Origin of the sequence: Abyssibacter profundi (genome assembly GCF_003151135.1) — a bacterium.
In the GTDB taxonomy this organism is placed as follows: Bacteria; Pseudomonadota; Gammaproteobacteria; order Nevskiales; family OUC007; genus Abyssibacter; species Abyssibacter profundi.
In genome coordinates this window covers 55,796-82,112 of sequence record NZ_QEQK01000006.1, presented here as the reverse complement: position 1 = coordinate 82,112, position 26,317 = coordinate 55,796, and the positions used below count along the sequence as shown (strand labels likewise).

Sequence of the window (26,317 nt, the reverse complement as noted above, 5' to 3'; positions counted from 1 at the left end):
AGCCTGGACGCTATCATTGATAGCGTCGGTGATGCCCATGGCCCAACTCATTGTCAGAAACCTCGAAGACGAGGTTGTAAGAGCACTCAAGATTAGCGCCGCCGAGCATGGACGTTCCGCCGAGGAGGAGCATCGGGAGCTACTGCGCTCGGTGTTGCTACGTCAGGGTAAGCCTCAGCCAGACTTCAAGTCGCTCTTGGCAAGTATCCCTGCGGGAGACGACGACATCTTCGAGCGTTCGCGGGATACGGGACGTGATGTCGCCCTGTGAATTTCCTGATCGACACCAACATCATCAGTGAACTGCGCAAGCCAGCAGATCGCCGCAATCAGGGCGTTGAGCAATGGTTCACGCAAGCCGACCCGGATACGCTGTTTCTGAGCGTTCTGGTGGTTGGAGAAATTCGCAAGGGAATCGAAGCCAAGCGGATGAGCGACCCATCACAGGCTGTCGCTCTTGAATTCTGGCTGGAACGCATCATCGACGGCTATTCAGATCGGATGCTGCCCATCGATTCCGAGACAGCACAGCTGTGGGGACGCGCTCAAAGCATTCGCCCGTTTCCCGTCATCGACGGTCTGCTGGCCGCGACTGCCCAGGCGCGTGGCATGGTGCTGGTCACACGAAACGTCAATGATCTTGAGGGCTGGCCGGCCTCGGGCCTCCTCATGAACCCATTCATCGAGTGACGGCTAAAGGCACGGTACCCACGTACAGCCGCCGCTGAGGACAATTCGGTACCTGTGGGCAGGGTGTCCAGCCAACTGGCTGCGCCGAACACGCGCTTAGCTTGTAGAAAATGGTCGGGGCGGAGGGATTTGAACCCTCTAAACGGGGTGTTCAGGGGATTTGAGGGGTTTTCTCGGCGATATAAAACAGCAACTTAGCAACAGTCGCCCCCTGTCGTACCCACGAATGCCCCCGCAAATGCCCCCGCAACAGCTGTATGCTGCCGAACATTCATCATGCATTTGCCGAGCAGGCAGGCAGCCTTGATACTGATGGAATGAACAGTTCTTTCAGCCTCGGCATCCGAGCGCCAGCGGCGCCCGGAGAGATGTTCAGCTGGATCCGCAAGCACGAGCCAATCCATGCCATTCCGCACGGCTCACAGACGACAGCATGCGGGCTGACCGATCGGATGATCACGCAGTCGGATTGCTGGCGGGTGTCGTGCGCACGCTGCCGGGCTGAGCTCGGCATGCAGGCCTGGCAGCCAAAGAAAGGCGATCCGGAATGGGGCCTTTTCATCCGCTACTGAATGCGGTGTCCGGATATCCGGCAGAATCTCGTATCTTTCTCTGATTCGCTAGAAACAGTCCCGACGGGCGCGCCCTACCACTTGGAGAACCACTGATGCGACTGCTACCCACGCTCACTTTCGCCGCGGCCACGCTCGTTGCTTGCTTGAGCCTCCCCAGCGTGGCAGAAGCCCAGGTCCGCTGCGGTCAGATGCTGGCGAAACAGGGCGACTCCCGTGGTTTCGTCATCAAGCACTGCGGCAAGCCTGACAACATTGTGAGGCTAACGAACCGCTATGGGGCTCAAGTCGCCGAAGAGTGGCATTACTACAAGACCGGCTACAACGCGAAGACCACGACAATCGTTTTTCGCGGCAATGCTGTGGCGTCTACGCGCGAAGTCCTGGACTAAACCGGCTCGGCATACCCCTTAAATCCGCTCGGCACCGAGTAGCTGAACTCACTGTTTTTCGTGCGCAGCGTGACATCGCCCGTGTTGCTGTTGCGAACACGGGCCGAGATCGCGACCCGGGCAGATGCAGGCACGACTACAAAAACCGGCCCGGTACCGGCAGCCGGGTCGCCACTGTTGACCCATGTGCCGTTGACCGCGATCCAGCCCTCGCCGGTGGTGCGGTCGATCGCCATGCCCACGATGTCGCCACTGCTGAAGGTCACCCCAAAACTGGTATCAGATTCGCCCTGCTCGCGTACGGTGTCGCCGGCGATGTAGGCGCCGGTGTCTGTCGCATTGCCGAGGAATGTCGAGCCGCTGGTGAGATCGGTTGAGGGCGGCGCGTAGCCGATCGTGAGCGCGCTGTCCGAGCCACCCGAGTGCGCCGAATCGTTGACGACACACTCACAGTAGAACTTGTCCGTCGACGGGTCTGTCTCGGTCGTCGCGGAGTACCACGACCCTCCGGTGGCTTGCACCGAGTAGCCGCCGTCATAGATCGTCAGCGATGCGCTCGAGACCGCCGCGTCCCATGTGACCTCGGCCGGCGGATCCGGCGGCGGCTCGGGCGCCTCGCCGGCGCCCACCAGCGGCAGCAGTGTCAGAGCGATGCTCACGACACGTTCTCGAGCGCGCGGCCGCCCATGATCCGGCTGCCATTGGCGACAAACACGAACACATCCGTCCCGGCCTGCGTCGGCTGCAGCGCGACACCGCTGGGCCATTCGATCGCCTCGGGCCAGGTGATCTCATCGATCGGCGATGAGCTCGAGCCGGTAATCTCCAGCGTGAAGGCCTTGGCCGTGCCCGCCGGCGGCAGCCCGTCGATCGTGAGCGTGATGGCCCCGTCCACCGTGAAACTGGCGTATGTCGCAGCGCGCAGGTCAATGGTCTGCGCGCCGCTGATCGCGCCCAGCGCCTGGATGGATTCCGCCTGCCCGACACCCGCCCAGGCGTCATTCTGGTAAGTGACAACCACGTCTTCGTCTTCGATCCACGCCTGCCAGCCCTCGGCCGGCGTGAGGAAGATCCACGCGGTGTTGCTGTAGTACGCGATGTTGCCGTCTTCGTCCTCCCAGTCGCCGGTCGCCGAGGCGCCGACGATGTAGGTGTCGCCATCGCTCGGTGACCCCGGGGGCAATGTCAGATCCCGGTCCGCCACCGTGAGCTGCACTGCGGCATCGAGCCGGCGCAGTGATCCGTTGAGCGTGACGTGGGGCTGGGACTGGTGTGCGATGAGCTCGTCGAGCTGGAGCCGTGCTGTGGTCATAGCGTCGCCTCTGAGACGAATCCGCGACCCACCGTCGCGGACAGTTGATAGATACGGACAGTGACGCTCTCCGGCGTCGGCGATCCGAAGTCGGCCGCGATCTGCGCAGCCGTGTATGTGGCGGTCTGGATGCTCGCGGAGAGCGTGCGCAGGACGGTCTCCCCGTCCATGACATCGACTTCGTAGGCCTCGCTCTCTTCCGACAGGGGGATGTCCGCGCCGGACCGCAGCTCTTGCCCGATCCGGCCGCGGCGGATCCACGTGATGACCAGGTCACCGTCTGACCAGTTGCCCGCCACATGCGCGACCGAGTACGGCTCCAGCGCGGTCCCGAGGCCGGTGAACGCGGTGACCGCCGCACCACCGACCGATGTTCCAAACGTCACTGCCCGGTGCGGTCGCTCGATCCCGATGCCGGACGAATCCATCGGCACGCGGACGATGCCGGTCAGCAACACAAACCGGTCACCAACCTTGTGCTGGGCCGTGGCCCATTCCGTGCCCCGCCGCCCCCGCAGCAAATCGGACAGCGTCCAGGTCCCATCGCTGTTCTGTGCGGCCTCGGCAAACTGGATGATCTCCCACCCCAGCGTCTCGCCATCGCTGGCCGTTACCTCCAGCGCTGCTGCGTTGCCCCCGGCCAGCACTGCCGCCTCGGTGATGCCCTCGAGCGATCCGGCATCCAGCGCGACCGTCAGCGTGTTGCCTCGGTCCCAGGTCGTCGTCTGGGCATCGGCCAGGGCGGTGGTCGCCGCCCCCATCGTTGCGGCAGACGATGAGGACGCCACGGCCGCGAACGAGGCCCCACCGTCGTCAGAGCGCATGAGTGTGGCGCCCCGCCAGCCCGTGAGCGTGCCCCGCATCGCGGCGTAGTAGCCGGCGGTGTTGTCGCTGTCACGCAGCGCCGGCAGGTCCATCAGGATGACTTCCGTGGGGCCGGACACAGCAATCGTCGAGCCCCGGAAGTTGCCCGAGTTGCCGACTGCATAGCTCACGTATGCGCCGTCATCGTCACGCACCGCCTCGATCGCCAGCACGCCGGGAAACGCGTAGTCGATGGCCAGCACACGGGCGCGCTCCTGCGTGCCCTCCACCGGCAGCGTGATCGCGTCGCCTGGTGTCAGCGCCAGGTACTCAGTCGAGATGGCGGTCTGGTAGCGGTTGCGCGCGGTCCAGGCCTCGAACAGCAGGATCTCCGCGATCTGCGCGGCCTGTGTGTCCGACATGGCGATCGGCAGCTGCACGTCCACGGCCTGGACCGCGTCGGTCGTCAGGCGCGAGGCGTACTGCTCGCCAGGCTCGTAGTCGCGGTTCGTGCTCGCGTACTTGACACGCAGCTTGCGCGGCAGCTCAACATCCTGTGTGCGCTCCACGGTGATCGCCGCTGGCCGCTGGCCACCCGCCGCGTGCGCGCCCAAATCATCGCCCGTCAGTGTGGCCACCGCCGCCCCGCCCCGCTTGGCAAACACCAGCTGGCCGTCGATCTCCGCGCCGTCGAACTGGGCAAACTGCCGCAGCGGCTGCAGGGCATCGCGAGCCGCCATGACTGCGCCAATCGCGTAGCCGGTGACGTACGTCGAGGCGAGGTCCGACACGTCGATATCGGTCAACGCGGCACGGCCGCAGAGGTCCGACACGATCGACGACAACGTGACGGGGTTTGCTTCGAGCGTTGGCCCGTATGGCGCTCTGTAGTAGCCGTAGGATTTGCGGCGGGGGTAGGTGTTGGGTCCGCCCAGGCCGGTTGCGCTGTAGGTTCGCCCGTCGGCGATCAGATCCGCATCGACCAGGGCCTGGTACTCGGCGGTCCAGTACGCCTCATCGTCGTACAGCGGGTGATCCTCCGGCAGCGCCGGGTTGAACGGGAATCGCGTGATCGCGGCTAGATCACTGCCTACGCCGTCATCCTCGTAGATGGAGATCGACTTGTAGTTGCGCGATGTATCCTCGATCCATGGCGCGTTGGAGTGCAGGTCGCCGTCGATGACACAGTACTGCTCGCCCTCCAGCAGCGGCTGATTGAAGCAGGGGTTCGGCGGCTCCGAGATCACACGCTCAACGCGGATGAAGCTGTCGATGGATCGATAGATGTACAGATCGGGCTCGCCGATCCGGCTTTGATGCGCCCACCCCTCCCAGCCTGCCGGCGGGTCGGTCTGGAACACACTGTCCTCGAGGACCTTGATGTAGATGCCCGCCAGCCCAGACGGCTCATTCAGCCCGGCCACGTAGGTCGGCTCACCGAGCGCCAACGCGGCGAACAGGTCGTCGTTGTCCCCTGGGCTGTAGAGCGGTGCCCCGCTGGCTTGGTGCTTGTTCAGATTGAGCTCGACCGCCACCTGCTCCCCGTAATCCGTCACGAATGACCCTGCGGGGGCGGCGGGGTAGGCCTCGTTCGGTGTCTCTCCGTAGCCGTGAATCACGTTCGAGGTCATCAGGGAGTCGTCGCCGTAGGCGGCCCGCACCATCGTGCGGAGATCCTCCAGCGCCAGGCCAAACGAGTCTCGGTCCGGCCCATTCGACGCGCCGGGGATGTTCTGCGCCTGCGCCCGGTACACATACGCGCCGTTCGCGTCGATCGCCGGGTTCGGGCGGGTGAAGTCGAACTCTGCGATGTAATCGGTGGAGTACTCGTAGGCCTGGTCCTCGTCCGCATCGCGCGAGACTTCGACCCGCAGATTGGGTACCCGGTTATAGAAGTCGGCCAGCGGCAGGGAGTCGAACACCAGGTACGCCAGGCCTCGGTAGGCCGGCACCTCGCCGGCTCCTTCCACGGCCTCAATCGTTGGGTCAGCGGTTTGCGTCTCGGTGCCGGCGTACACCGTCATGTGCGCGCCGAACGAGGTGCTGCCAGCCATGCGCTGGTTGTAGGCGGCGGTCGTCTCGCCGGCCTGCTGCGGCCGCACGTCGTAGACCAGCTCCTCGTTGGCCCAGATCCGCGTCACGCCGGCGATCTCGCCCTCGCATAGGCCGACAGCAAACGAGCCGAAATAGGTGTAGGTGGTGACATCCTGCTCGGTGCCACCGCCCTTGCCGACCTCCTCGGTCTGCGACACCTCCTGGATCTCGTCCGCCCAGATCACATTCCCGGCGATCGCGTACGTGCCATACACAATCGGCAGAGCCACACCGACAGCTGAGGTCTGAACGTTGAGATCATCAAGACGCGGACCGAATGCGTCAGGCAGCTGATGAGGAAACACCAATCCGCCAACGTACCCGCCGATCAGCCCTCCAATCTGGCCGCCGTAGTACGAACCGATCGCCGTAAAGGCCAGACGTCCTACGGCACGTGCGTCGTTGCCACTCATGCCGGCAACCTCCACGCCGAATCCGTCACCCGCAGCCAGGCGCCGGCGTAGCCGTGCTCAACAACGCGGCGATTCGACCGGTGGGAATGGATCATCGTGTCGCCCGTGTAGATGGCGCAGTGCTGGACATGCGATTGCCAGCGGAACAACAACACGCAGCCCGGCGTGGGCTCAGCCAGCTCGGTGCAGATCGCAGCAACCTGGTCGCGCAGCCGATCATCGATCGCCCGGCGTGGATACTGGCGAGAGTCGCCCTGGTAGAGGCCCAATGCCCAGCAGACGACCAGCGGCAGGCCGATGCAATCGATGCCATGGCGGGTGCGGCCCTGGTGCAGATACGGGACGTCGACCCACTGGCGGGCCGTCTGCACGATGTCTGCCGCGCGCGGGTGCATCAGTCCTGCGCCTGCTCGCCCGCCGGCTGGGCAAAGTCGCCACCGGTCGCATCCCGAGATCCGCCCCGGATCATGTCTCCGGCGCCCGGCACAAACAGGCCGTAGCCGCGAAAATTCACCAGGTTGGCAAACTTGGCCCTGCAGGTCGCGGCCGACTTGTCGCAGCCCGGCCGCAACGTGAAGGTGTCGCCGACCTCGATGGTGGCCGGCAGCGGCTCGTAGGTCTCCAGCTCGCCAGGCGCGCCCTCGGCTGCATCCCGGCGCAACTCCTTGCCGTAGCCGGCGTTGTCACCGCTGGTGAAAGTCAGCAGGCCGCCGTTGTAGTAGCCGGCGGCGGGCGCTGGGCTGCCGGCGTCGAGCGTGGCATCGAACCGCCGGCGCGAGGTCACGGCTGTGACGGTGCCGGTGATGGTCAACGCCTCCAGATCGACGCCGCAGCGGGTGTCACCGAGGTCTGCATCGCAGCTCGTGCCGTAGGTGCGGACGATGGTCTGCGTCAGCCGCTGCGTGAGGCCGCGCAGCTCCGCCGAGTACTGGCCCTCGGACGTGCGGCGGATGTTGCCGATGTTGCCCCGCCGCAGGATGATCTGACCGTCGTCCGGCGCCTGCCAGTTCACGAGAAAGAGCACGATCTCTGCGTTGTCGTAGAGGCCGGCTTCGATGTCGGCGACCGCCAGGTCCACGCCGAGACTGCCCGCCACCTCCGTGTTGTCGACACTCAGATCATCGGCCGAGCGCATATCACTCATCGTGATGTTGCGGCTGGCCTGGTAAGTGCCGGGGATCTGCAGCGCGCCGCTGCTGATCACCACATCCCGCGTGGCCTCCGTACCGCGCACGATCTCGCCATCCGCCCGGATCACGTACCAGCACGGCACCAGCGATGTGGTATCGCTGGCGATGTGCGCCTGCATGGCGGCGCTCAGCGATCTCACAGCAGCACCTCCTGCACACTCACGCTGCCGAGCTGGTAGGCGCGCTGGTTATCGTCGCCGCGCTGCTCGTAGGCGAGAAAGTGGGCCGCCAGTACGTCAACATCAAAGCGCACGCGAATGTCGAATTCGCAGGACGCCCGCACGTAGGCAGGCGCCGGCGGCGGGCTGCCCAGCAATGTCACAACCCCGGTGCTGTAGTCCGCGCTGTAGTCGGCGTCCTCCGTCCATGGCGACCAGGCGATACCGTCGGCGCTGTGCTGAATCACCAGCGTGCCGTCCACCGGCAGCGTAATCGGGCAAACATACGCCGGAGCGCCGGCGCCATAGGTTTTGGCCAGCTGGATCTGGCCGTCAGCCACCGTTTGCAGCCCCTGGATCAGCTCGTAATCATTCCAATCCTTGTAGCGAAACGTGTGCAACATGCCGCGAGCCCGCGCATGGAAGCTGGCCAGGTAGTCGAGCTGCGCTTTGTCGATGACGCGATTGCCGAGCTGCCAGCGGCCGATCCAGTCCTGCCAGTTCTGGTTCCGAATCGACCGCCCACCCGCCAAGGTGATGACACTGGTGTTCCAGCTCCGGCCGCCCTCTGCACCGTAGTCGTAGCCCATGTCCAGACGGGCATCGATAAAGCTCATCGGTTGCGCCTCACGGCACGAGACACGGCGGCCCCGATCGCCGCCTCGACCTGTTGGCTGGAGCGCCGAAACGCCTGGGGATCGGGGGTGGTAATCGGCGCGTTGACGACCACTGTGCCGCCGCGTTCGTACTGGCGGGTTTCCTCACGCGAGAGCACGCGCTCACCCTTTAGACCTATGAACGGCACCTCATCCGGTGCCAGGCCCAGCAACCCGCCGCGATGCATGCGGGGCGCACCCGCCCAGGCCAGCGGCGATGCCTGTTTGCGTGGCCCTGCCCCGCCGATGATGCCCCCCGTGTGGCCGGTGCCGGCGCTGGTGCCCGCCCCGCCCGCCAGGTAGGACAAACCCTGCCCCACCCACCCACCGAGATCACCGCCGGCGGCGAACCCGTCGCCAAACAAGGCACGCGCCAGCTGCGCGGCCGCGGCCTCGGCCAGCATGCGCTGGATCGTTTCGGCGAAACTGGCCACCAAGCCGTCCAGTCCCTCCTCGAACGGGTCGAAGAGGAAGTCGGCCAGGGAGCGCTGAATGCCCCGCGCCGCCTCGCGAAAGTACTCGCTCATGCCCTCGGCGGTTTCGTCCGCACGTTCGTGGAGGTCATACAGCTCGCCGGCCAACTCGCGGATCTGCGCGATCTCCTCGGCAGTGGCCTCTACATTGAGCCGCCGCACGGCAATGGCCTGTGCGCGCTCCCGGTTGCCGAGATGCTGGAGGGCGATCTCTTCCTCCATCGCAGCGATCAGCGAGATGTTCTCTGCCCGCAGTTCCGCGATGGCTTCGTTGCGCATGCGCAACGCCTCCTCGGCATCGGCCTGCGCCTGGCGTTCGGCCTCGGCCGCTTCGGCGGCCGCCTTTTGCGATTCGCGCTGCGTGAGTAGATCCCGCGCCAGGCGCAGCGTCGCGTCACTCGCGCCCAGCTTTTCCAGGCGATAGATCTCGGTGGCCTGCGCGGCCTCGCCGGTGGTGGCGACCTGCTCGCGCAGGCGGTCGATGATTGCCTGAATGGCCTGGGTACTATCGTTCGAGGAGTCTGCCGTGCCAACGAGACGGCCGTTGCCGCTGGCTCCCGGCCCTCCGCCGCCACTACCTTCGGAACGGGCGCGCTCCTCAGCCTCGACCAGCTGCTGGCGCAGGCGCTGAAGCTCGGCCAGTTGTGCCTCGAGATCGTGGCGCTGACCGTCAGAGATCGGTGCGGGCGCTCCACGGTAGTAGAAACGCGTATTGCTGCCGAGCCGCGCCCGGATCTTCGCGATCTGCTTGTCGATCTGCTCGACCGACTGCGTGACATCGCCAGAGATCGCCGCGGCGATGGACTCGCCTAGGTTAGTGCCCAGGTTGCCAGCCAGCTTGGTGATCTTGACCAACCAGCCCGCGATCGTGGACAGAAAGCCAACCATCCCTTTCAGCCCAGTCTGCACTCCGGGACTGTTGAGGGTATTGGCTAGGTCGCGGAACCCCTCCGCGTTATCTGCCACCGCACGGTTCAGCGTGGCAGTGAATACCTCGCTCAGGCCCCGAAACGCCTGGGCGGCTTCGGTCGCGTCGTCGATCGCCTGCTCGCCGAGGACCGCGCCCGCCTCATGCGCCTGCCGGCGCAGGTCCTCGAACCCTTCGGCGCCCTGGATCAAGAACGGCAGCAGCTTGCGGCCCAGGTCGTCGCCCAGAATGCGGACCACGGCGGCATTACGGCGGGTCGGGTCTTCCATGCGCCCAATGCGGTCGACAAACAGCTCGAACAGTTGGGCCGGATCCTTGTCGCGCAGGTCCTCGACCTCGATGCCGATCAGGCGGAAATCGTCGATGAAACTCTGCATGCCGGACTGCGCGTCCAGGCCCCGGTCAGCCAGGGTGTTAAGCGCATCACCGACATCGTCGGTGTCCAGGAGCAGGCGCTGGAAGATGAAGTTCAGCTCCTGGATCCGCTCGACGCTGGTGCCCAGCGAATCTGCGCTGCGGCGGACCTCCTGCAAGTCGCTGGCGGCTTGTCGGGCACCCGCCGCAATGGCACTGAAGGAGAACGCGCCGGCCAGGCCGAACAACGCACCGCGCACGCTAAAAATGTTCTGCCGCAGCGAGGTGAACGTGCGGGCGCCATCCTCCCGCATGCGCTGGAACTGGCCGGTCACCTTGCGGCGCGCCGCCTCCAGCCCTTTGGCATCGCCGAGGATCCGGACGATGTAATCAGTGCCCCGGTTCATCGCCCGTCATCCATTGCTCGAAATCGCGATCGCCCGCCCAGGCGCCGATGCGAAACGCCAGCGCCATGGCTTTGATCCGCTCCCGCTCGGCACGCTGCGCGGCCTGATCCCATGCCTGTAACTCCGTCAGTGAGTACCCGGCAATGTCGGCTCGGCTGTGGCCGCCGGCGAGGAGCCGGGTGCAGGCGTCGTCGAGCCAGGTGCAGAGGTCGCTGATAGGGCTGTCGCCAGTCGGGCCACCAGGACGTTGACCGCCCTCGCGACCCGGCCGGCGAAAAAATCCAGGTTCACCTCGACCACGGCCTGCGTCAGCGCAAAGGCGTCATCCGCCGGGAGCTTCTCCAGCCGCTCGCGTGGCACGCCGGATCCCAGCGACACCCACCCTGTCGCGTCGTGCAGGTGGGCCACGATCAGCTCCACCCAGTCCGCCTCCGACTGCTCGTTGAACACGGCCTTAAACAGACCTTCGCCCCGGCGCAGGAACTCAGGCAGATCGCCGACGCGCACTGGGCGAACAACAATCGGCCCGCCGTCGATATGAACGACGCGCTCTCGCCGATCGCCTTCGATCGCCGCGCGCTGGGTGGATGTCTCAGTCATCGCCCGGACTTACGCAGACGGCTGCTGGTAGCGAACCTTGTAGAACCGGCTCAGCCCCTCGGTGGTGATGCTGGCATCCGCCAGCACATCCCCTGCTGTCTGCGCCTGCATGAACTCCGCGCCGATCCAGCCCAGGGACTGGGCGACACCCGGCTTGAAGCGATGCACGTCGATCAGCACCGGCCGGTCGCTGTCCGCCTCGTTAAGACCCTCGAAGAACAGGCGATAGGTCATGCCGGACTGCACCAGGGCCTCCACCACATCCTCGGCCAGCGGCGTGTAGCTCACCGTGATGGCTGAGCCAGGCGTCTTGCTCGAGCCGTCCAGCCCCACGATGCCGCTCTTGGTGCGCTCGTAGTCGGTGCCCTCCACATAGGCGCCTTCCGCCGGCGAGGCGGCATCCGTCACCGTGACCGTCGAGTCAGGGTTCGGGATGCGTGCAAACGGCACCAGACCGCCGGGATAAAACGTATGCGCCTCACCAGAGATCGCCGTAGTGCTGGTGTTGGCGCTGGCCGCGCCCCGCGTCGCACGCGCCAGGTTGGCGGGCAGCAGGATGTCCCACTTGGCCATCGACAGCTCCACGCTATCAATGCGGCGCAGCGAGTCATACTCGCCACCGCCCGAGCGCGTGAAGTCCGGCACGCCCACCTTGTTCTCGTTGTGCTGGAAAGTCAGCTCGCTCACGTTGCCGATGAAGGCCAGCGCAGCAGAGCCGTCCACCGGCCCGATATAGATGCGGCCCTTGCCGACATACGTGCGTTTCTGGAATGACATGGTGCTCTCCTATTGGCTCGGGTCCGAGGCGTGCAGCACGTACTGCACGGTCGTATCGATGATCGCGGCGGCGATGCGCCCGCCGTCGTCGTGGGGATGAATGGCGTGGCTGGCGTAGGCAAAACGGCGGGCGTTGCCGGCCAGATCGTCGTCGTAGGCGCCGGGCTCGGTGAACAGCGCGCGCATGATGTCCAGCCAGACATTGCCGGCGGCGATACGGGCAGCCATGGCGACATCGATCGGATCGGTGGATTCGGTCAGCGTGTCGGGGATTTCATCGAACCCCGCGATTGCGACCGGCAGCTCAACCATCCCGTGGCTGCGGCTCCATTCGGCAGCCGGAACGGTGTCGGCCGTGAGCACCTCGATGCGCGGGTACGGGCCGCGATCGCCGTGGCTATCCGGCGGGTCCAGCGCGACGGATGCGCCGGCATTGGTCAGATAGCCGTTGGCCGGGGTGATCTGTTGCAGCCTGCGGATGATTTCGCGCAGGCAGCGCTCCTCGCGCGGTACAGCGCTCATGCCGTGGCCCTCGCGATCGCGCGCTGCATTTCCTTGTCCACCTGCTCGAGGAAATAGCGCTGTACATCGGTCAGCACCTCACCACGCTCGACTTGCTCGCGGAACATCTCCAACACGCTGGTGGTGTGCAGCACCTGGTATTGCCGGGCCCCGGATCCACCGACTGACCCGGCATCGATGCGCTTGCCCAGCCGGCGCAACACGGACGTACGCACCGCAATGGCCTGACCCAGCGAACCCGCCGATTGGTTGCCTCGCTTCAGCGGCACGAGAAAACCGCTGTAGATGCGCTGGGGGCCACGACCGCGGCGAATGCGAACGCTCACGCCCGCCTTGATTCGACGGCCTTTGCGTGTGCGGTACACCTGCCGGTGGGGAAACCGGGCGGTGAGTGTGGCGCGCCGCCGGGCCCGCACGTAGGCATTCGCATGGCCGCCAGCCGCCTGACCCACATGCAAACGGCCTCGCACGTAGCTGGCCTTGAGGTGCCATTCGCCGGTGATGCCTTTGACGGCGCGCGTGCGCAACCGCGACGCCGCACGATTGGCAGCACGGCGCAGGCCGGCACGGGCGTAGCGCTCGGACGTCGCCAGCGCGCTCAGCACCGCGCGTTCGCCCTCGAATGCCAGGCGCACGTCCATCAACTCACCTCACGCGCGGCGACGATCCACTCGTCGTCGGTGGACTCCTGGAGCGAGTCCACGACAAACGCGCGGCCAAGATCGGTGAAGTCGATACGCGTACCACGCGGCGGCGCCTGCTCGACCTCGGTCTTCTGCAAATTGATCATCGGCAGTCGCTCGCGCATGGCACTACGCGGCAGGCCCGGCACGGTCTCGGCGTTCGCGTCCTCGTTCAGCTCAGCGGTCACAGAGAGGGGTTCGCCGCCGGGCACGGTCAGGCTCGCCGGATCGCCGAAAGCGGCGAACAGGCGGCCCGTCATCTCCGTAGCCCGTGCGTCGAACCCCATGATCTGCGCTCCGGTGACCGCTTAGGCGGTGGGCTGACTGACGTTCAGCTTGACCTTGACGGTTGTCGTGCCGCTGCCGGCAGCCGCCTCGACCACCACGCCTGCGCACACGAACGCCAGATCGGGCGAGCCGCCGTCACTGCCCGTCGCGAGCTGCACACGCTTGTTGGCGTGGTCCAGGAATACGCGGTCGCCGATTTCCATGGCGTCCGCGCCCAGCTTGGTCAGGGTGACGACGCCCTCGGTAACGACCGAGCCCGTGACGCCGGCGGCGATGTCGACCAGGGCCACGGCCACCAGGTTGTCGCCATAGCGCAGGGGGTCGCCGGCCGACAACGCGGCCGCGCCGTCCGGGTTCGGGTAGTCGAGGTCGTAGCCCTCTTTCACAAAGTTCCGCATGTTCTTGTCCTCTCGTTGGATCCGTATGCGCGATCAGGTGCAGTGGGTAGCGCCGCCGGTTAGGACGACGCGCCCGCGTTCTTGACGATGCCGCGGTAGCCGACGCCTCCGACCGCGTAGTCGCGGATCACGCGCCACTCCATGCCGGCGGTGGAGAACTTTTCCTCCATTGCGAGCTGCGTTTCCTCGATGCCGTCCAGGAAGGCGACCTCGAAGACTGGCTCGATCGCCGGGCTGGCGAGCATGTACCAGGGCGTGCCCGTGAGCCGGGGCGTATCGACCACGTCGGAGAACAGGCCACGAACCTTGTTGACGCGCTGGAGCTTGTTGGTCGCATCCGGGTCGTACTCGGAGTTGTTGACCACACGGGCGGTGCCGCCCAGCGACAGTGGCCCCAGCCAGAGGTCCGGCCGAATGTCCAGGAAGTCGTTGCCACCGACGTCCTGCTGGTTACCCATCAGCACGCGGGCAGCCTCAATTGCCTCCACGCTCGGCGCTGCGGCCACGGCGGCAATGTTGTTGTGATCGGCATGGAACATGGCCTTGCCATCGCCCAGCGTCGGGCCATTGCCGCTGTTGAGTGCGAACAGGGCGTAGACATCGATCTCGATGGAGCGCTCGGCCGCCTGCCCCAGCAGGAAGGCGATGTTCGAGAAGACGCCCATGTCATCGTTGATGAGCATGTCGCGCGTGATGCTCAGGCGCTTGCCCTTGCTGCGACCGGTGATCGACTCGCGCTCGGCGTCGGCGATGGTGCCGTGCGGGTACTCGCCCGCCTCGTTTACGGCCTCAAGACTCGAGAACGAGCCCGCGCGATAGCGTGGGTGCTCGCGGAAGTCCGCGATGGAACCTGTGCGGCAGAACCGACGCCACGTCGGATTGACAGCCTGACCGCCGAGCACGAGCGTTTTGTGCAAGGCGTTCTCGAAGATGTGGGGGAAATCGCTGGTGGTATGCGTGGCGGCTGCACGAATGGCCGCCTCGACCACTTCGATACGCCCCATGCCTCGGCAGTTGATGCCATTGTCCTCAAGCACCGAGCGGGCGATGTCGGAGTAGCTATGCCCGCGGAACGGGTTGCCGTTCATGGCCTGGCGAATGCGCTTGGCCTCCTCACCACCATGCGACGTGACGCCGGAGCGGTGCACCAGGTAGTCGCCCGCCGCGTTGATGCGCTTGTCACGCTCATCCTCGCCGGCCTCGGCCGCCACGTACCGCCCGCCGACCGAGCTGGCCGAGACCGGGTGTTGCTCCATGTAGGCCAGCAGCTGTGTGCGCACAGTGGCGAGGTCTTCGTTGCCGATGTGTGCCGCCGCCCGCAGCTGGGTGAGCTGCGCATCATCGGGGCGAGCCTCGGCGGCGAACGCGAAGATCTGATTGATCTGCTCAGCGCGCGTCGGCTCCGCCGGCTGCGGCTCGGCGGGTGCGGGTTGCGCAGGCGCAACGCCGGCCTGGGCTTTGAGCACCGCGGCCATCACGGCGTCGTCGCCGACGCTGGCATCGAGCTTGAGGTGCTGACACACCTGCTCGCGGACCTGGGTTTCGGTGGCGTCGGCTTTCACGGTGAGGCCGAGCGCCTGGGCAATGGCTGTCCACTTCATGTTGCACTCCTCGGGGTGTGCGGCGCTCGCCGCAGGGGTTGGTTGAGCGGGTGCGGTCGGCGCGGTGCCGGCCGCCGCGGTGCGCAGGGCGCGCGCCACATGGGGATGCACAGACGCCGCGATGGCTTGCGGCGCCGTGCGATAACGGGTCATGGCCTCGATGGCCGGAGCGAACTGGGCCGACGCGTCGTCGTCGGCCAGCTCCAGCTCGTCGAGCACCTCGTCGACGTAGCCTTCATCACGCGCCTGGGTGGCGCTGTACCAGTGGTCCTTGCCGTCGCTAATGCGGGCCAACTCCTCGTCGGCGGTGCGACCGGTCTTGCGGGCGTAGCTCTGGGCAATGGATTCGCCAAACGTGTCGAGCACGTCGGCAAACTCCCGCAGCTCCACGGCGTTACCCGCCACCAGCGACCAGGGCAGATGCACCATGAAGGTGGTGTTGGCGTAGGCCTGCACGGTGTCGCCCGCCATGGCGATCACGCTGGCGATGCTGGCGGCGATGCCCTCGATGCGGACCGTCACGCGAATACCCAGCCCGCGGATAATGTTCAGGATGGCGATGCCATCGGTGACGGATCCGCCACCGCTGTTAATCCGCACCAGCAGATGCGTGGCGCTCAGGCCGGTGAGCTGCTCGTTGACACTGTTGGCGTCGACGTAGGTGCCCCACCAGGTTTCCCCGATGTCGCCGTAGATGAGCAGCTCGCCATCTGGGCCGCCGGCGGCTTTGGGGCGGAGTGTGCGCGCCTGGATCTTGAGTTTCATTTCACTGCCTTCAGGTGCCCGGCCTGGCCACGCGTGCGGGCCTGGCCGTCGTCGGGAGTGGGTTCGGATTGGGTCGGCGCCGCCTGGGTGACGGCGGCCTGCGGCAGGTCGGCTGAGCTGGTGATGCCCATCGCCTGGCGCGCGTCGATCTCGCGCTTGATCTGCTGGTACTCGTCCTCCCAGCTGCGGCCCAGCTCGCGCTGCACGCGGGCGGCGCTGGTGAGGCAGGCCTGCATCATGATCACCTTGGCGTTGGCCTCGCGCTCCGGATCAATCCAGGGCATGGGCGGGCCGAGGTACATGGCATCGGCCAGCGTGCTCAAGTCCAGATCGGCGGGTACGCCGTACACCAGCGCCACCCAGCGGACGAACGCCTGGTACTGCGGACGCGTCCAGCGGGCCACGAACCGGCCGGTCAGCGCGTGGTAATGCGGCCAGTTCTCGACCAGCTCCTGCCGCTGCGCCGAATAGGTGCCGTTGTAGTCGCGCGCTACGGCGGAGTACGTGAGCCCCACGCCGCCGGACACACGCCGCAGCATGCCGTTGACCCAGTCCACCGCCTGGTTGTTGGGCCGGCCGGAATTGAAGAACTCGGCGTCCTCGCCCGGGCCGGTGTTGGCGACGACCATGCCGCCATCCATGCGGAAGATCGGCGGCTCCAGCGGGTCATACGTCGACGTGCCGTCGCCGCTCCCCCACATCTCAGGCGCGCCGCGCGTGATCTTGAGCACCAGGTCGGCCGCCATCTTGTTGGCCAGGCGCTCGCTGTCCTCGTACTCGTGAATGTCCTGCAGGCGCGGGATGACCGATGCCAGCGCGGAGATGCCGCGCAGCTGACCAATGCGAGTCACATGCGCGTGGTGCAGCATGCTGGCGGCCGGGACTTCCTTGGTCCGAATATCGCCCAGCTTCCACATGTCGCCCGGATGGCCGCGATACACGTGGTAAGCCGTGGGCCGGCCCCAGTCGTTGCGCGCGATACCCTGCCGAATGTTCTGGGCGAAGTCGTCGAAATCGTGCGGGAGCACATCCGGCTCCAGCAGTTCGACCGCCAGGGGAATATCACCTAAATACGGGCCATCACTGCGGGGGCCTTGCACGAGCTGACCCAGCACTTCGCCATCGCGAAAGTGCGTGCGCTGGGCAAGCCGTTCGGCCTGGCCGCGATCATGCTGGCCGGTGACCTCCGGGTGCTCACTCCAGCGATCCCATTCGGTGCGCAAGAGCTTGGCGAAATCACTGTGGATGTCGCCGTTGCGATCGCGCGGCATCGGCTCAACCATGATGCCGTTTGCGCCAACCGAAAAATCCACCAGCTTGTCCAGGACGCCGGTCACGACGTCGCTGTTGCGTTCCAGGTGCCGTGCCTGGTTGCGCAGGGCCACCGCTGAGGTGCGCGACAACGCGTCGCCGCTCTGCGTGTTGGAGTGGAACTTGCGCTTGCGGCTGGGCCGTGCACCTTCGTAGGCGGCACTGCCTGACGTGGTCACCGCCGCCAGCACCTTGCGGTTGCGGGCGCGCTCCAGCGCTGCACCAGGCGCCACGGTTTGCACGCCGGCATCCACCAGCTTGCCCACGCGGTCGAGCACGGGCAGTGCAGCGGCCTCAGCGGCGTCAAAGGCGCGGGAGACGATGCTGCGAGACTCGCTCACGTGCCCTGCCCGCTGAAGTCGGCCAGCTGTACTGAGATCGCCCCGCCGCGCTGCAGCTGCGCACGCTGCGTCCGCAGGTACTGCCGGTGCGCGCGCAGCTCCGCGAGCGCCTCGCGGCGCTCACGACGGTTGCCTTTGCCCATTTCAACGGCCTGCAGCGTCCGCGCGATGGAGGCGTTGACCAGGGCGATCTCGGCGTCGATGTCAGCAAGAGTGGTCATGGCCGCACTGTCCATGACCGGCCGGTCTCACTTACAGGGGAAGGTGAGACTTTCGCGCGCCGCTCAGCCAGCCCAGCGCCTCATCGAGCGGGCGACGGGGAAAGCAGCTCACGGCACTGAACGGATTGGCGTTGACGACTTCGCAGCCCGCTCGGGCCAGCTCCCCCGTGGCGCTGGCAAACAATGCGGGCAGATGGGTCAGGTCGCGCGGATGACCGCCATCGACCCGGGCTGCCGAGCTGCCGTCCACGCCTGCGAGCACGATGCGCGAGGCCCGCATGAGATACGCGACACCCAGCGCTGCATAGGCACTGTTACCGGTGTGCAGGCCGGCCGGATCAGCACTCAGGCCCGCCCGGGCGCCCCACGGGCCGAAGCCAGTGAGGCGCCGCAGCCAGGTGATGCCGGGCTCAGGCGGTGCGCGATGGTCCAGGCAGCGCGCAGTGGGCTGGCCGTAGTCGTCCGGCACGCAGGCGTAGTACCTCACTGACACAGGCCGGGGATTGCGCATGCGCGACCGATTCGCCGCCGACGGATCCACTGTGATCCAAGCGTCGAAACGCGGCAGCCAATCGGCAGCACCGTTGACCGCAATCACATGGACGGACGGCGGCAAACAGCGGCCCCGAAGCGGGCGAGCACTTGGCCCGCCGGCGACAATCAGTACCCGATGCGCCGTGCCGGTGACGGCGCCGAAGCTCATCCCCGCCATAGCGCCGGGTCGATGAAGCGGGCGGCGACTTGTGGGTCATAGCGTAGACCGGCGACATCCCCTAGCACCGGGGCGATCTGCGATGGGTCACGCACGAGCTGATCGGTGTGGACGTCGACAACCTGGCGCGCTTGCTGCCGGATGGCGCGCATGCCGTCCCAAGCATTGATCAGCGCGGAGTGCGTACTGTTCCAACCCACGCGGGCACGGCTGGCCATGATCGCCTGAGCAGGCCGCCAGCAAAACACGACGACAGGGTCGAGGTGCTGGACCAGCGGCCAGGCATCCGGCCCCAGCTTGAACACGGCCGGGCCGCCGCTGTAGCCATTGGCGGCCATGTAGTCAGCCAGCCGGCGCGGCCAATCCGGTCGCGGATTCTTCATCTGTGCCTTGAGCGCCAGCGACTCGAAATAGCCACGCGGGTTGTTGCAATCCGCCCGCAGGCTGGGGCCGACCCACGCGCCGTGATGGGCGATGAGCCCCGTGGTCAGTGACGTGCCGCTTCGGCTGGCGCCGGTGACGAAAATGTACGGCCCTGGACTCACGCCGCATCCGCCGGCGGCAGGCGATCGGTGTAGCGCGCGGCGTGGCTGGCCGCCCAGCCCGTCTCATGCGGGCGCGGCTGGCCGTGGTAACAGACCAGGCGCGCGCTGGCCGGGCGCTCGCCCTGACAATGCGCCTTGAAGCTGACGACCTGGCCCGGTAGTAGGTCCTGCCAGCAGGCCGCCTGCCCCATCCAGACCTCCTCGAGGAAACGTTGATCACCGAACTGCCCGCACTCCGCCATCCAGCGGTCCGGATCCGCGATCCATCGATTCCACACCTCTGCGCGGCAAGCGTGCGGCAGATACATCAGGCCGGAGCCGTAGCCGTTCGCGCGTCCGCGCGCGAAGTAGTGGTAGAAGTCACGCAGCAGGGTCAGCCGGCCCACTGCGGCCATGTCCGCCAAGCTGCCGGTGATCACGGTGTCGAGGTCCAGATACAGGATGTCGCCGGCCAGATCCGCGCGAAACAACTCCATCTTCGCCCACCAGCCCGGCCAGTCGGATTGCAGCGGGCAGTAACCAGGCACTGAGGAGTCATCAGACAAGCAACGGAATGGCACGTTCGGCAGATGGACCTGCAGCCCTGCCTGCAACCGCCGCACGTACTCTGGCGTGTACACCCCGCCGGAGCGGAGCACCGTGACGACCTGCACTGTCATGCAGCCACCCGCCCCAACTCGTCGCACAATGCTGAGCGAGTTGTGCCCGCAATGACACTGACGGGAGATGTGTTGATCAGGGTGATGCCCTGCCCCGCCAACCCGAGACAGAGCGCATCAACGACTGCCTGCTTGCGCGCCCAGAGCGGATCGGCCCGCCACAGCGTCGGGGGCGGACGTTCGCACCCATAACGCTGGCCGTCGACGTCGCAGAGGTCGAACCCGACCAACACAATCCGGCGAGCGCCCCAGCAGCGGGCCATCTCGATGGCCTGCGCTCCGCTGTTCGCGCCGCCTCCGGACGCACCAAAGTGAATGTACGCGTGGGGCTGCGGGCTGGGTCCAGCCTGATGGACGCCCCAGATCGGCTCCAGGCCAAGTGCTTTGTAGACCGCAGGTGACACGCTGCGCAGGCCCGCAGCAAAGCGGCGCGCCGAACTGCGGTCGCTCACGTGCGGGTGGTAGTGATCCCACCAGGCAATGTCGGCGGCGTAGATCGCGGCGGCGGCCGGCACCAGCTCAAACGCACCACCCACTGCGATGGTGGCTTGTGGGGGCAGGCAATGGAGCAGCGCGGTCGCAGCACTCGGACCCGGCGCAACCACCCACGCGGTCTGCCCGCCATGGAGCCGCAGCGGAGAGTCCGGCAACTGGGCGTGGAGGTCAGCCACCCGTGAACACCTTGATCACGACTGCCGAGACCGCTGCCAGGACCGTCCCAGCGAGCAGCCAGAGCGCACGGTTGTGGTGGCTCACGGTGGTCTTGAGCCCCGGCAGCTCTTCCATGTGCCGCTCCATTTTGTTGAGCGTGGTAGTGAGTTGCTTGATGGCGCCGCTCAGTTCGATGCGGGCCTCTGCGTCTTCGCGATCGCGTGTCTCCAGCGCTTCAACGCGGCGAAAGGCCCGACCCAGGCTTTCGCGCGTATGGCCAAACTCCACCAGCTGGCGCCGCACGTCTTCCAAGAGCACGCGCTGTTCACGTTGCTCCTGCTGGTGCTCGCGCAGGTCTTGATCCAGCCGCGTCTCGAGCCGGTCCAATCGACGATTGAGGTCATCCATTGGGCGTCTCGACGCGCGCCCAAGCGCGCCAGGCGCGATCGCGGGCAATCAGTTCGGCGATCCAATCACGCAGCACGCCTTCTTGCTCGGCCGACAAGGCGCTGGTGGCGGCCGGGTCGGTCGGGGCGATGAACGTCGGGGGGCGATGGGCGATGGGCGCCAGCAACACAGCCGGCGCTGCCCGCTCCACGGCCACCGGCACCCTCACCTCAACGGTCCGGGTGATGACTCGGGGCGGCAGGGTCTGCGTGCAGGCGGTGCATGCGCACAGGGCAGCAAGCAGGCCAAGGCGCGTCACTCGCCCACCACCTGCTGCAACCAGCGATTCATCGCAGCCGGCCCATGCCCTGCGGGGATCGCACGCACACGCGCGCGCTCAGCGGCCATGACCGACGCAGCGCGTGCGTCCGCTCGCTGGGCCGCCGCCGCAGCCTCCGCCTGCAGCTGGTCGATGCGAGCGTTCTGCTGCGCGATATCGGCCTCGCGCTGGACGACCTCGGTCTCACACTGCGCATGCTTGCGTTGCGCATGCGCAACTTGTGCCTCCGCTTGGGCTAACGACGTGCGAGCGGTATGCAACTGCCAACCCTGGACGGCGGCCACCCCGCACAGCAGCAACACCAGCAACAAGCCCGCGCCCGCCATGTACGGGGCCGCAGCGCCGGATAGACGGGCCGCCAGCCAGCTCATGTGTCCGGCGCCCCACATGCGACGGCGGGCCCCCAATGGCGGTATCGACTTTGATGCCGCAGCAGGACGCGGCGCACGTAGTCGCGGTTCTCTGTGACCGCCCAACCCGCCCGCCGGGCGTCGGGCGTGCGCTCAACATGAGACCACCACCGCTGCGGATCGCATGGCGGGCATGTCGGCGCGGCGCGACAGGTCGCGCGATCACGTGTGACCCATCCGGGACCGCCGTTGTATCCAGAGAGCGTGAAGCCCCAGCGGTCGCAATCGGTGGCTGCAGGTCTGGCCTGCCGCTGCCAGATGTGGCGGTCGTAGCGCACCAGTGCCCGCATCGCCCAGTGCGGCGACCAGACAGCTGGCTCGCCCAACTCCGCGTAGATCTGCGTGATCCACTGCGCTGTTGCCGGCGTGAATTGCGCCAGGCCCTGTGCGTAGGGCGACTCGGCATCGGAGCGCCAGGCCGATTCCTGGTGGATCTGCGCCGCGAAGACTGGGACCGGGGCATCCAGCCCCCAAACAGCGCGCGCCTCACGGGTAAGCGTGCGCTGATGTTCCTGCGCCGCACGCAGCGGCTCGGCTGCACAGGCAGTACTGGGCGCGATCAGCGCCAGCAACCACATCACTCCCAGGGTGGCCAGGCTGGCAACTCGCCAGGGCCGACCTGCCCCCCGTGCGTAGTGGCTGCTGCGACCCGGCATTCACAGCCCCATCGCGACTGCGAGCATGGCCGCGCCGACGATGAGGGCCCGGCGCACCATGCAGGCGCTAACCAAGACATGCCAGGCGCCGTGCACGCCGGAGCTCGGCATGAGCCGATGCGGGCGCGCATACGGGAATAGCAGCCGATCCAGCCAGTAACCCACGAAGCCCGCCAGCGTGACCAGGCAGAGCTTGTAGAGCATGAGCGGGACCTGGTGCGGCGCGATTAGCGCCACGACCACCAGCAGAACCAACGAGATTGCGATGAGCTGCCAGAGTCGGAACGGTTTCGGAAACATGCAGGCCTCCCAGGTGGAGGCCAGACCATGGCTTACGGGGCGGTCTCAGTTATAGGGGAAAGTGAGACTGGGGATCGATATGGCGGAGGATGCGGCTCGGCGGATCTACCACCCGAATTCTGTCTGACTGCGCCGGCCACCTTCTGGCCACTCTGGGCGGTTAATCAGCAAGAGCTCCGTTCGTTGAGCGGGTTTCGCTGAGCCGCCCAGCGTGTAGGCAATCTCAATGGTCCGCTGGGTCAACCCAGCAAAGACGCGACGCATCTCGGGATGGTCGTTCACACTGATAATCATGACCCCCTGGATTGAGCGGGCGAGCGTTGCAAGCCGCTCATATTCTCCGATCGCGAACTCAACACCGTAGCCCTCGGTTTCCCAATAGGGTGGATCGCAATACAACAAGGTATGAGGCCGGTCGTAGCGTTCGATCACGGCGGACCAATCGCCGTGCTCTATCAGAGTTTGAGCCAAACGCAGATGGGCTGCGCTGAGCTCCTCTTCCAGACGGATCAGATTCAACTTGGGCGGTGACAGCGTCGCCGTCCCGAAGCTTTGCCCCTGGACTTTCGCCCCGAACGAAAGCTTTTGCAGATAGAAGAATCGCGCCGCTCTTTGTATATCGGTCAACGACTCTGGGGGCGTGGACTGCGCCCAGGTGTAAATCTGCCGACTGACCAGTGCCCATTTGAACTGGCGGAGAAACTCTTCCAGGTGATGCTTAACGACCCGATACAGGTTGACGAGATCCCCATTAATGTCGTTTAGAACTTCGACATCGCTTGGCGTTTTCAGCCAATACAGCGCTGCCGCGCCCGCAAATGGTTCCACGTAGCACGTATGCTCAGGGAACAAGGGCAGAATTTCGCCTGCAAGACGGCGTTTTCCACCAATCCAGGGAATTATAGGGTTTGGCATCACCAGCCTCTCTGATAGCCTCGCTCCACCGTGCGCGCGCGGTGGCGGCCTTGGTCAATCGGCGGTGATGCGCCGTGCGATACTCAGGAATCGTGTTGCTGCACGATCTCCTGGGTGCCGTCTTTTAGCGCGCTAACGATGCCGCTGAGGCGGGTCTCAGTAACAGGGGAAAGTGAGACTGGAGGGGGCATGGCCTTAATCGAATGCGCGGAATGCGAACGGCAGGTATCTGACAAAGCGGCCGCCTGTCCTGGCTGCGGGGCACCCATTGCCGCACCCCACTCGCCGGCCGCCCCCACTTCCAGCACACCGGTCATGCGCGCTGGCGCCAAATGGGAAGGCTTAGGATTCTTGTTGATAGTCGCCGGCATGATTATCGGTATGGCTGGCGCCGGCGGTTTGGGCTGGACGTGTGCCCTGGTCGGGCTGGTGGTGTTTATCGTCGGCCGCTTTCAGTGAGGGCCGCGACTGAACCACTGGCTAAAGTCGCGATTCACCAGTTGTTTGAAGGTCTACACCTACTGGTAAGGTCGCTTCTAATTGACAGATTCTTGTTTTGGCTGGTCCAGCATTAAACGCCATATTCGAATACTGAGTCGCAGCCGGATGAGTGCTGATACCTTCTGTATGTCTTGTAAGTTAATGGGGAGAACTAATGTCAAAGAAAAAGACGTGTTTCGTCATCGCGCCGATTGGTGCTACTGGGTCGCCTGCAAGACAGCGCTCGGATAAGGTATTGAAGTACGTTCTTGGAGAGGTGGTACAGACTTTAGGCTACGCCGAACCAGTAAGGGCAGACAGCATTGGCGAGCCGGGGATCATCACTTCGCAGATCATCAAACATATCACCGACGACGATTTAGTAATTGCGGATCTAACAGACCTTAACCCCAATGTATTCTACGAACTTGCAATTAGGCATATGATTGGCAAGCCGCTTGTTCAAATTATCGAGAAGGGGCACAAAATCCCGTTTGATGTTGCCGCATCTCGAACAATATTTATTGACCATACTGACCTAGAAAGCGTCGGACATGCAAAGAAGGAATTGAAAGCACAGATAACTGCTGTAGAAAACGATCCATCGAAGGTTGACAACCCAATAACTGTCTCACTGCAGCTTGAAGCTTTAAAAAACAGCGAGGTTCCGTCAGAGCAGGTCTTGGGGTTAATACAACAGCGCCTGGAGTCTATAGAGAGCGCTGTGCGCAACATCGATGGATACAGTTCACTAGATGACATTATGAGCAAAGTTGAAGAAATCGATAGTACTTGCGAAGATATTGAATCAACTGTCTCGAACACTGAGGCAACATGTGAAGCGATACAATCAACGGCTAACGACATTCAGCTTACCGTAGACGGATTGCAAGGGTAAGGCGTCGCGCCGGCAATACAGCACTATTAGTTGCAACAGGCTATTAAATCTCTCTGCAGCTTCTTGCAAAGAATAATACGAGCGCCGCCACAAACGCCGACGCACGTGGGTATTTAATTACAAAAACAAGTGGAGACAATAGGTGAAAGTTTCTTACTTTGGGTACTCTATATTAAAGCAGAAAAGCGATCAGCAGTACCTTTTTGATTTAAGGCCGTTCATCAGAGCCTTCGTGCAGCTAGATGATGTTAAGTTCAAGAGTCAGTTTAGTTATGCTGATGAGAGTCTATTTCTACTTCCAGTAACTGATAATCTTTACCTATTCCTGATGACCCGTACAAACGAGATCATCAGGAAGATTAAATCGAGCGATTTGTCAGTCACTGAAATTTACGATCTACTTAGCGCCGACGAGCAGATAGGTTTTGCTTCATACGTCTATATGGGGGCTAGCTTCCTCGGGTTCGCTTCAACGGTCATGGCGCCTCGCTCCAAGACCTTCAGTGTATTCCTCAACGAATTGTGCGATGCAATTGGTCTTGGACGATATAACATCATACTCAACCCTCTTCTAACTCAATCAACGAAGGCGGATGCGATGAAAATGGACTTCATCGGGCGCTCCGTTATTCAAGTCACAAAGGAAAATTCCTTTTACGAGGACATTAGGAATTTTTTTAATGGCACTTCAGAAGAATTTGCAGATGTCGACTCATTCGAACTAACGATCAAACCAAGGAGGAAGCAGAATATTGAACCTGCAGTAAAAAAGGTTATTGCAGGCGTTCGAGACGAGGGATTAGATAAAATGATGATCAGAGCCCGCGAAGAAATCGGAGACGAGATAATGGATGTTTATCTCGCTGGCAAAGGCCATGTGTCAGACAACATCATCAAGACAAAAGATCGCACAATTCACGAGCAGATAAAGGAAAAAATCAAAACCAACAGCACCCTTCAGCAAAAGGTCGTAGAGCATGAGTCAAATTCCGAGTTCAAGAAAAAGGAGCCTAATTCTTTTGCTAAGCTTCATGATGCTGACTCCTGGGCCCATCGGATTAGCAACTTATGAGCTGATACAAATATGCGCTCCGTCCTTCAGCCTTGGCCTTGCCTCGGAGCGCACTGCAATAGCCCAAGTAGTATCGGGTTTCGCGTTCACTATGCTAGGGTTCCTTGCTGCCGTTATTACTATCTTGTTCAATTTTACGCAGACATCCTCCTTCCGCCGCTACAAACGGCGCGGCTATTTAGATATTTTTCTGTTCTGCTATTTTTTAACCGTAGCTTCACTAATCATCACCAGCTTTCTCGCGCTAGGTAATTTTTCACACTTGCATCATGGATACTTGTTTTCTGCAATGCTCGCCAGCTTTGCAAACAATATCATGCAGATTGGACTGCTGACATTCGT

Annotated in this window: 33 protein-coding genes; 7 read left to right on the top strand and 26 right to left on the bottom strand. The window is 64.2% G+C overall.

Translation table 11 applies throughout. The annotated features are described in order from the left end of the window. Window positions 1–37 precede the first annotated feature (37 nt). The 4 genes from DEH80_RS08125 to DEH80_RS08110 all read left to right on the top strand — a co-directional run bounded on the left by DEH80_RS08125 (window position 38) and on the right by DEH80_RS08110 (window position 1,654). Complete coding sequence (locus DEH80_RS08125; protein WP_109720110.1) at window positions 38–271, top strand: FitA-like ribbon-helix-helix domain-containing protein; 234 nt, start codon at window positions 38–40, stop codon at window positions 269–271. Then, window positions 268–690, top strand: a complete 423-nt coding sequence (locus DEH80_RS08120; RefSeq protein WP_109720000.1) for a type II toxin-antitoxin system VapC family toxin — start codon at window positions 268–270, stop codon at window positions 688–690. The genes DEH80_RS08125 and DEH80_RS08120 overlap by 4 nt, the downstream gene beginning before the upstream one ends. Window positions 691–947: 257 nt before the next feature. Beyond that, window positions 948–1,262, top strand: a complete 315-nt coding sequence (locus DEH80_RS08115) for a hypothetical protein (RefSeq protein WP_109719999.1) — start codon at window positions 948–950, stop codon at window positions 1,260–1,262. 95 nt (window positions 1,263–1,357) lie between these two features. Beyond that, window positions 1,358–1,654: a DUF2845 domain-containing protein gene (locus DEH80_RS08110; protein WP_109719998.1), complete on the top strand. Its 297-nt coding sequence runs from the start codon at window positions 1,358–1,360 to the stop codon at window positions 1,652–1,654. Here DEH80_RS08110 and DEH80_RS08105 read toward each other — a convergent pair. The 26 genes from DEH80_RS08105 to DEH80_RS07980 all read right to left on the bottom strand — a co-directional run bounded on the left by DEH80_RS08105 (window position 1,651) and on the right by DEH80_RS07980 (window position 23,525). Then, a complete protein-coding gene (locus DEH80_RS08105) occupies window positions 1,651–2,313 on the bottom strand; it encodes an SPRY domain-containing protein (protein ID WP_109719997.1) in 663 nt (220 codons plus the stop codon). The genes DEH80_RS08110 and DEH80_RS08105 overlap by 4 nt on opposite strands. Continuing rightward, window positions 2,310–2,966: a DUF2793 domain-containing protein gene (locus DEH80_RS08100; RefSeq protein ID WP_109719996.1), complete on the bottom strand. Its 657-nt coding sequence runs from the start codon at window positions 2,964–2,966 to the stop codon at window positions 2,310–2,312. Before DEH80_RS08100 ends, DEH80_RS08105 begins: the two co-directional genes overlap by 4 nt. Next, window positions 2,963–6,277, bottom strand: a complete 3,315-nt coding sequence (locus DEH80_RS08095; RefSeq protein WP_109719995.1) for a phage tail protein — start codon at window positions 6,275–6,277, stop codon at window positions 2,963–2,965. Before DEH80_RS08095 ends, DEH80_RS08100 begins: the two co-directional genes overlap by 4 nt. Further along, window positions 6,274–6,672 (bottom strand): C40 family peptidase, encoded by a 399-nt coding sequence (locus DEH80_RS08090; protein ID WP_109719994.1) that lies wholly within the window; start codon window positions 6,670–6,672, stop codon window positions 6,274–6,276. The genes DEH80_RS08095 and DEH80_RS08090 overlap by 4 nt, the downstream gene beginning before the upstream one ends. Then, on the bottom strand, window positions 6,672–7,607 hold the full coding sequence (locus tag DEH80_RS08085) for a phage/gene transfer agent baseplate hub protein (protein WP_133249168.1): 936 nt from the start codon (window positions 7,605–7,607) through the stop codon (window positions 6,672–6,674). Before DEH80_RS08085 ends, DEH80_RS08090 begins: the two co-directional genes overlap by 1 nt. After that, window positions 7,604–8,242 carry a DUF2460 domain-containing protein gene (locus tag DEH80_RS08080; protein WP_109719992.1) on the bottom strand — a complete coding sequence of 213 codons (639 nt, stop codon included), beginning with the start codon at window positions 8,240–8,242 and terminating at the stop codon, window positions 7,604–7,606. The genes DEH80_RS08085 and DEH80_RS08080 overlap by 4 nt, the downstream gene beginning before the upstream one ends. Further along, window positions 8,239–10,443 carry a coiled-coil domain-containing protein gene (locus tag DEH80_RS08075; RefSeq protein WP_109719991.1) on the bottom strand — a complete coding sequence of 735 codons (2,205 nt, stop codon included), beginning with the start codon at window positions 10,441–10,443 and terminating at the stop codon, window positions 8,239–8,241. Before DEH80_RS08075 ends, DEH80_RS08080 begins: the two co-directional genes overlap by 4 nt. Before the next feature lie 126 nt (window positions 10,444–10,569). Further along, entirely contained in the window at window positions 10,570–11,043 is a 474-nt protein-coding gene (locus tag DEH80_RS08070) for a hypothetical protein (protein ID WP_109719990.1), read from the bottom strand. A 9-nt stretch (window positions 11,044–11,052) separates the two neighbouring features. Further along, window positions 11,053–11,820 (bottom strand): phage tail tube protein, encoded by a 768-nt coding sequence (locus tag DEH80_RS08065; protein WP_109719989.1) that lies wholly within the window; start codon window positions 11,818–11,820, stop codon window positions 11,053–11,055. Between the two features lie 9 nt (window positions 11,821–11,829). Further along, complete coding sequence (locus DEH80_RS08060) at window positions 11,830–12,342, bottom strand: hypothetical protein (RefSeq protein ID WP_109719988.1); 513 nt, start codon at window positions 12,340–12,342, stop codon at window positions 11,830–11,832. Then, on the bottom strand, window positions 12,339–12,983 hold the full coding sequence (locus tag DEH80_RS08055) for a hypothetical protein (RefSeq protein ID WP_109719987.1): 645 nt from the start codon (window positions 12,981–12,983) through the stop codon (window positions 12,339–12,341). Before DEH80_RS08055 ends, DEH80_RS08060 begins: the two co-directional genes overlap by 4 nt. Beyond that, entirely contained in the window at window positions 12,983–13,312 is a 330-nt protein-coding gene (locus DEH80_RS08050) for a head-tail joining protein (RefSeq protein ID WP_133249167.1), read from the bottom strand. Before DEH80_RS08050 ends, DEH80_RS08055 begins: the two co-directional genes overlap by 1 nt. A 21-nt stretch (window positions 13,313–13,333) precedes the next feature. Continuing rightward, window positions 13,334–13,711 carry a DUF2190 family protein gene (locus DEH80_RS08045; RefSeq protein ID WP_109719985.1) on the bottom strand — a complete coding sequence of 126 codons (378 nt, stop codon included), beginning with the start codon at window positions 13,709–13,711 and terminating at the stop codon, window positions 13,334–13,336. 59 nt (window positions 13,712–13,770) lie between these two features. Beyond that, complete coding sequence (locus DEH80_RS08040) at window positions 13,771–16,077, bottom strand: ClpP-like prohead protease/major capsid protein fusion protein (RefSeq protein ID WP_109719984.1); 2,307 nt, start codon at window positions 16,075–16,077, stop codon at window positions 13,771–13,773. Beyond that, window positions 16,074–17,729: a phage portal protein gene (locus DEH80_RS08035; RefSeq protein ID WP_109719983.1), complete on the bottom strand. Its 1,656-nt coding sequence runs from the start codon at window positions 17,727–17,729 to the stop codon at window positions 16,074–16,076. The genes DEH80_RS08040 and DEH80_RS08035 overlap by 4 nt, the downstream gene beginning before the upstream one ends. Beyond that, on the bottom strand, window positions 17,726–17,950 hold the full coding sequence (locus DEH80_RS08030) for a hypothetical protein (RefSeq protein ID WP_133249166.1): 225 nt from the start codon (window positions 17,948–17,950) through the stop codon (window positions 17,726–17,728). The genes DEH80_RS08035 and DEH80_RS08030 overlap by 4 nt, the downstream gene beginning before the upstream one ends. 31 nt (window positions 17,951–17,981) lie before the next feature. Then, on the bottom strand, window positions 17,982–18,437 hold the full coding sequence (locus tag DEH80_RS08025; protein ID WP_133249165.1) for a hypothetical protein: 456 nt from the start codon (window positions 18,435–18,437) through the stop codon (window positions 17,982–17,984). A 212-nt stretch (window positions 18,438–18,649) separates the two neighbouring features. After that, complete coding sequence (locus DEH80_RS08020) at window positions 18,650–19,207, bottom strand: sulfotransferase family protein (RefSeq protein ID WP_109719980.1); 558 nt, start codon at window positions 19,205–19,207, stop codon at window positions 18,650–18,652. Beyond that, on the bottom strand, window positions 19,204–19,866 hold the full coding sequence (locus DEH80_RS08015; protein WP_207774534.1) for a hypothetical protein: 663 nt from the start codon (window positions 19,864–19,866) through the stop codon (window positions 19,204–19,206). The genes DEH80_RS08020 and DEH80_RS08015 overlap by 4 nt, the downstream gene beginning before the upstream one ends. After that, on the bottom strand, window positions 19,863–20,537 hold the full coding sequence (locus DEH80_RS08010; protein WP_109719979.1) for a hypothetical protein: 675 nt from the start codon (window positions 20,535–20,537) through the stop codon (window positions 19,863–19,865). The genes DEH80_RS08015 and DEH80_RS08010 overlap by 4 nt, the downstream gene beginning before the upstream one ends. Beyond that, window positions 20,530–20,925, bottom strand: a complete 396-nt coding sequence (locus DEH80_RS08005) for a hypothetical protein (RefSeq protein WP_109719978.1) — start codon at window positions 20,923–20,925, stop codon at window positions 20,530–20,532. Before DEH80_RS08005 ends, DEH80_RS08010 begins: the two co-directional genes overlap by 8 nt. Continuing rightward, a complete protein-coding gene (locus DEH80_RS08000; RefSeq protein ID WP_109719977.1) occupies window positions 20,918–21,223 on the bottom strand; it encodes a hypothetical protein in 306 nt (101 codons plus the stop codon). Before DEH80_RS08000 ends, DEH80_RS08005 begins: the two co-directional genes overlap by 8 nt. Continuing rightward, on the bottom strand, window positions 21,220–21,615 hold the full coding sequence (locus tag DEH80_RS07995; protein ID WP_133249164.1) for a hypothetical protein: 396 nt from the start codon (window positions 21,613–21,615) through the stop codon (window positions 21,220–21,222). Before DEH80_RS07995 ends, DEH80_RS08000 begins: the two co-directional genes overlap by 4 nt. Next, window positions 21,612–22,310: a transglycosylase SLT domain-containing protein gene (locus DEH80_RS07990; RefSeq protein ID WP_109719975.1), complete on the bottom strand. Its 699-nt coding sequence runs from the start codon at window positions 22,308–22,310 to the stop codon at window positions 21,612–21,614. Before DEH80_RS07990 ends, DEH80_RS07995 begins: the two co-directional genes overlap by 4 nt. Further along, window positions 22,311–22,610 (bottom strand): putative holin, encoded by a 300-nt coding sequence (locus DEH80_RS07985; protein ID WP_109719974.1) that lies wholly within the window; start codon window positions 22,608–22,610, stop codon window positions 22,311–22,313. 105 nt (window positions 22,611–22,715) lie between these two features. Next, window positions 22,716–23,525 (bottom strand): DNA adenine methylase, encoded by an 810-nt coding sequence (locus DEH80_RS07980; RefSeq protein ID WP_109719973.1) that lies wholly within the window; start codon window positions 23,523–23,525, stop codon window positions 22,716–22,718. Window positions 23,526–23,714: 189 nt separating this feature from the next. Here DEH80_RS07980 and DEH80_RS17430 point away from each other — a divergent pair, with 189 nt between their 5' ends. The 3 genes from DEH80_RS17430 (at window position 23,715) to DEH80_RS07965 (ending at window position 25,975) form a co-directional block, all read left to right on the top strand. After that, a complete protein-coding gene (locus DEH80_RS17430; protein WP_207774532.1) occupies window positions 23,715–23,984 on the top strand; it encodes a hypothetical protein in 270 nt (89 codons plus the stop codon). A 196-nt stretch (window positions 23,985–24,180) separates the two neighbouring features. Continuing rightward, on the top strand, window positions 24,181–24,903 hold the full coding sequence (locus DEH80_RS07970; RefSeq protein ID WP_109719972.1) for a hypothetical protein: 723 nt from the start codon (window positions 24,181–24,183) through the stop codon (window positions 24,901–24,903). 142 nt (window positions 24,904–25,045) lie between these two features. Beyond that, window positions 25,046–25,975: a RexA family antiphage protein gene (locus DEH80_RS07965; RefSeq protein WP_109719971.1), complete on the top strand. Its 930-nt coding sequence runs from the start codon at window positions 25,046–25,048 to the stop codon at window positions 25,973–25,975. The last annotated feature ends 342 nt before the right edge of the window (window positions 25,976–26,317 follow it).